The sequence below is a fragment of the uncultured Georgenia sp. genome (assembly GCF_937958535.1).
In the GTDB taxonomy this organism is placed as follows: Bacteria; Actinomycetota; Actinomycetes; order Actinomycetales; family Actinomycetaceae; genus Oceanitalea.
Map to the genome: position 1 here is coordinate 1 of NZ_CALGNQ010000099.1, position 4,501 is coordinate 4,501.

4 protein-coding genes are annotated in these 4,501 nt (G+C 74.3%); 1 reads left to right on the forward strand and 3 read right to left on the reverse strand.

The window, feature by feature from the left end; translation table 11 throughout:
• From Q0195_RS05770 to Q0195_RS05780, 3 genes are all read right to left on the reverse strand, one after another.
• On the reverse strand, positions 1-689 hold a 689-nt coding region (locus Q0195_RS05770; protein ID WP_299275782.1), incomplete at its 3' end, for an AIR synthase related protein.
• Positions 690-921: 232 nt separating this feature from the next.
• The gene (locus tag Q0195_RS05775; protein WP_299275784.1) at positions 922-3,102 is read right to left on the reverse strand and encodes an acyl-CoA dehydrogenase; all 2,181 of its coding nucleotides are present in this window, start codon (positions 3,100-3,102) and stop codon (positions 922-924) included.
• Complete coding sequence (locus tag Q0195_RS05780) at positions 3,099-3,878, reverse strand: TetR/AcrR family transcriptional regulator (protein WP_299275789.1); 780 nt, start codon at positions 3,876-3,878, stop codon at positions 3,099-3,101. Before Q0195_RS05780 ends, Q0195_RS05775 begins: the two co-directional genes overlap by 4 nt.
• Positions 3,879-3,960: 82 nt before the next feature.
• On the opposite strand from Q0195_RS05780, the gene Q0195_RS05785 reads away from it, so the two are divergent.
• A partial coding sequence (locus Q0195_RS05785) for a beta-ketoacyl synthase N-terminal-like domain-containing protein (protein ID WP_299275787.1) occupies positions 3,961-4,501 on the forward strand: 541 nt, incomplete at its 3' end.

Below are 4,501 nucleotides of genomic sequence, written 5' to 3' on the forward strand. Positions count from 1 at the left end.
CCGCCGGTGCGGGCGCCGAAGAGCACGACCTTGTTGCCCACGCCCGAGGCGTTGGCGAGGTGGATGTCCTCGTGGCGCAGCACGCCGAGGCACAGCGCGTTGACGAGCGGGTTGCCCTCGTAGGACGGGTCGAACTCGGTCTCGCCGCCGATGTTGGGCAGGCCCAGGCTGTTGGCGTACCCGGCGATGCCGGCGACGGCGCCGTGGACGATGCGCGCGGTGTCCGGGTGGTCGATGGCGCCGAAGCGCAGCTGGTCCATGACGGCGACCGGCCGGGCGCCCATCGAGATGATGTCGCGGACGATTCCGCCGACGCCGGTGGCCGCCCCCTGGTAGGGCTCCACGAAGCTCGGGCTGTTGTGCGACTCGACCTTGAAGGTCACCGCCCAGCCGTCCCCGATGTCGACGACGCCGGCGTTCTGGCCGATCCCCACGAGGAGGTGCTTGCGCATCTCCTCGGTGGTCTTCTCCCCGAACTGGCGCAGGTGCTTCTTGGAGGACTTGTAGGAGCAGTGCTCCGACCACATGACCGAGTACATCGCGAGCTCGGCGGCGGTCGGGCGGCGGCCCAGGATCTCCACGATCCGCTGGTACTCGTCGTCCGTGAGCCCGAGCTCGCGGTACGGGAGGGTGATGTCCGGGGTGGCCGCGGCGTGCGCGACGGTGTCGGACTGGTGCGTGTCAGTCATGGTGGCCCCGTAATGGAACGGCAAAGGCATGCACGGCGGACAATCTACCGTCCCGGCGGGGGCGGGGCCTGCACGCCTCAGCCGGCGGACGGACGGCGCGGGCCAGGGCCGCCCGGAGCCGGGCGACCTGAGTGCCGGGGGTGCTGTTCCTCACGCCGGCAGCACGGCCGGCTGCGGCACCGGCCGCGCCCGGGCCGCGCGGCGGGGGGCAGCGGCGCCGCGCGGCCCGGGGTCACCCGGCCGCGTCGATCCGGTCGGGCAGCGCGCGGCGACGGCGCAGATGGGCCTCGGCCTCCTCCTGGCGCCGGCGCTCGGCACCCGAGGCGATCGGGGCGCGCAGGTGCTCGTCCGTGTAGCCGAAGGCGTCGACGAGGTCGACGGCGTGGGGGCGCAGCCGGGCGAGCAGCCGGTTGATGTAGCCGGTGACCACCCGGGCCCGCTGCGCGGTCAGCCGCCCGTTGACGAGGTACCAGGCCAGGTGCCGCTCGATGCGCTCCAGGCCGTAGAGGTCGCGCAGCCAGGTGAGCACCTGGCGGGTGGTGCCCTCCGGCACGGCGGGCAGCGCGGCGGTGAAGGCCTCCCACTGGAGGAGGTCGGCGTGCGCCCTGGCGGCCGCGATGAGCTCGTCCTGATGTTCGTTGAACACCGCGGCGGCCTGCTCGGGCGGGGCGTGCTTGACCTCGCGCAGGGCGCCGGCGATCTGCGCGACCATCGCCTCGACCCGGTCCTCGAGCAGCTCGCGCTGGACGTCGGGGTCACGCAGGTGCCCGGCGGAGCGGGCCTTGGACCCGGAGTCGTGGACGGACTGCGCGGCGCGCCGCAGCGGGGTGCGGTGCAGGGCCATGTCCCCGGCGCGGGCGGCGACGTAGCGGGCGGCCCCGGCGATGTCGATCTTCGCCATGGACTTGCCGTAGTCGGTGAGCAGCCGCTTGCCCACGAGCTGGAGCAGGACGTTGTTGTCGCCCTCGAAGGTGGCGTAGACGTCGAAGTCCTGTCGCCAGGTGACGAGGCGGTTCTCCGCCATGTAGCCCGCCCCGCCGCACGCCTCGCGGGACTCCTGGAGCGCCTCCAGCGCGAGCCACGTCGTCGTCGGCTTGAGCGCCGCGGCGAGGGTCTCGAGGTCCTGGCGCGACTCGTCGTCGTCGTGCTCGCCGCTGAATACCTCGTGGAAACGCTCGAGGAGGCCCTGCTGGGCGAAGGCGGCGGCGTAGGTGCGGGCGACGAGCGGCAGGAGGCGGCGCTGGTGGCGCTGGTAGTCGAGGAGGGTGACCTCGCGACGCTCGTCGGCGCCGGTGAACTGGCGGCGCTCGTCGCCGTAGCGCACCGCGATGGACAGTGCGGCCTTGCTCACCCCGACCGCGGCGCCGCCGAGGGAGACGCGGCCCTGGACCAGCGTGCCGAGCATGGTGAAGAAGCGCCGACCCTTGCTCGCGATCGGTGAGGAGTACGTCCCGTCCGGGGCGACCTCGCCGTAGCGGCGCAGGAGGTTCTCCCGCGGCACGCGGACCTGGTCGAACCACAGCTGGCCGTTGTCGATGCCGTTGAGCCCGCCCTTGGGGCCGTCGTCCCGGCCGCCGACGCCGGGCAGGAAGACGAGCTCACCGTCCTGCGTGCGCTCACGGATGGGGACGTAGAAGGCGTGGACGCCGTGGTTGCGGCCCTGGGTGATGAGCTGGGCGAAGACGACGGCCGCCATCCCGTGGAGGGCGGCGTTGCCGATGTACTCCTTGTTCGCCGCCGGGTGCGGCGTGTGGATGACGAACTCCTCACCGTCCGGGTCGTAGACCGCGGTGGTGGCGATCGAGGCGACGTCGGAGCCGTGGCCCACCTCGGTCATGGCGAAGCAGCCGGGCACCTCCAGGCTCATCGCGGCGGGCAGCCACCGCCGGTGCTGCTCGGGCACGCCGAGGTGCTGGATCGCCGAGCCGAACAGCCCCCACTGCACGCCGCCCTTGATCTGCAGGGACGGGTCGGACAGGAAGAGCTCCTCGAAGCCGGCGAGGTTGCCGCCCGGGTCGCCTCCGCCGCCGACCTCGACAGGGAAGCCGCGGTGCACGTCGCCGCGCTCGACCAGCAGGTGGAGCTGCCGCAGCACGCGCTCGCGGTGCTCGGCGACGGTCTGGTCGGGCAGGCGCTGGAAGTCCGGGTCGAGGGCGAGGTCGCGGGCCGCGCGGCGGCGCTCGCGCCAGCGGCCGTCGAGCAGGTCGCCGACGGCGGCGGTGGCGAAGCCCCCGGCGGAAGGTGCGCCGGGGCCCGCGGAGGCGGGGGACGGCGCGGAGGGCGGGGCGAGCGCCGTCGGGGCGGCGGAGGGGACGGCGTCCGGCATCTCGGGTGCGAGCGGGCGTCCGGAGCGCTCCCGCTCGAGGGCGTCGTCCTCCGGGGTGCGTGGGCTGCTCGTGGTCGTCGAGGTCATTCGGGGGCTCCGATCGCGTCGTCGGGTCGGGTACGGGTGGTGCGGGCGCGGCGGGCCACCCCGATGGCCCCGGTCCAGAGCCAGTCGGTGATGTGGGCGCCGAGCCGGGCGCGGTCCAGGGCGGCGATGTCGGCCTCGACGGCCGGGCTGCCGTCCTCGGGGCGGGTGTCGTCGGCGGTGGGGGTCTCGTCGCCGGCGCGGGCGGCGATCCAGCGTTCGGCGACGCTGCGCACGTGGCCGACCACCCCGGCGGCCCACAGGGCGGCCAGGGCGCGGTCGGTGTCGTGCTCCGCCTCGCCGTCGTCGCCGTGGCGCAGCACGGGCAGCAGCGCCTCGGCGACGATGTCCTCGATCTCGGCGACGAAGCCGCGCAGCGCCCCGGCGGTGGCGGTGGCCTCCGGCTGCGTGACGAAGGCGTAGACGCCGGCGGAGGACTCGACGATCTCGAGGTAGACGTCGACCATCGCGGCGATCCGGTCCCGTGGCCGGGTCACGCGCTCGCTCACCTCGCCGAGCGCGGTGCGCAGCTCGTCCAGGACGGCGGCGCCCACCGCGCCCTGCAGACCGGACTTGTCGGTGAAGTAGCGGTAGAGGATCGACTTCGAGGTGCCGATCTCGGCGGCGAGGTCGTCCATCGACAGGTCGGGCCCGCGGTGGTGCACCGCCCGGCGGGCGGCCCGGACCAGCTCGGCGCGCCGCGAGCTGCGGTGGGCGGCCCAGCGCGCGTCGCGGCCGTCGACGCGGGCCGCGTCGTCGGCGGAGGATGTGGTCGGCATCACGCGACCGAGAGTATCAGGTACTCTGAGTCTCACGTTGCCAGGGACCTTGGTCCCCACCCGCACCAGAAGGAACAACGCCGTGACCTCAACCATCCGCCCGGCGGTCGTCGTCGGCGCGAACCGGATCCCGTTCGCCCGCGCCGGCGGCAGCTACGCCGCCTCGTCGAACAAGGACATGCTCACCGCCGCGCTCGAGGGCCTGGTCGCCCGCTTCGGGCTGGCCGGCGAGCGGCTCGACGACGTCAGCGCGGGGGCCGTGCTCAAGCACTCGCGCGACTTCAACCTCACGCGGGAGGCCGTCCTGGGCTCCTCGCTCGACCCGCACACCCCCGCCTTCGACGTCCAGCGCGCCTGCGCCACCGGGCTGGAGGCGATCATCGCGGTGAGCAACAAGATCGCCCTCGGCCAGGCGGAGGTCGGGGTGGGCGGCGGCGTCGACTCCACGTCCGACGCCCCGATCGTCGTCTCCGACCGGCTGCGCCGCATCCTCCTGCGGGCCTCCCGCGCCAAGAGCCTGCCGGAGCGGCTCAGGGCGCTCGCCGCGATCCGCCCGCGCGACCTCGCCCCGGTCGCCCCGGACACCGCCGAACCGCGCACCGGCCTGAGCATGGGCCAGCACC